This is a genomic window from Salinivibrio sp. EAGSL (assembly GCF_013366455.1).
GTDB classification, from domain to species: Bacteria; Pseudomonadota; Gammaproteobacteria; order Enterobacterales; family Vibrionaceae; genus Salinivibrio; species Salinivibrio costicola.
In genome coordinates this window covers 1-257 of record NZ_JABWMG010000079.1, presented here as the reverse complement: position 1 = coordinate 257, position 257 = coordinate 1, and the positions used below count along the sequence as shown (strand labels likewise).

At 49.0% G+C, this 257-nt stretch carries 1 pseudogene; it reads left to right on the top strand.

Going from position 1 to position 257, the window contains the following annotated elements:
• A pseudogene (locus tag HLG76_RS14780) lies at positions 1-257 on the top strand (hypothetical protein); the annotation flags it as partial.

Here is a 257-nt window from a genome sequence, read left to right as displayed (position 1 = left end):
GTGTACCTATTAGCAACTTAATTGGCACCAACGAGCGTGTGGTGGAGTACCAGCGTCTTTGGAATATGATCCAGCGTTACATGGATGTGAGTCAACCGATGCCAGATCTGTTGGTATTAGAAGAAGCTCGAGCCAAAGATCCTGTAACCGCCGCTCATGACCAACAGACTGGCCGCGACCCGCGTTACTGGCGAGATATGAACGATGAAACCTACAAGAAGACGCTAGCGGAAATAGCCGAACAACAAAAAACATCG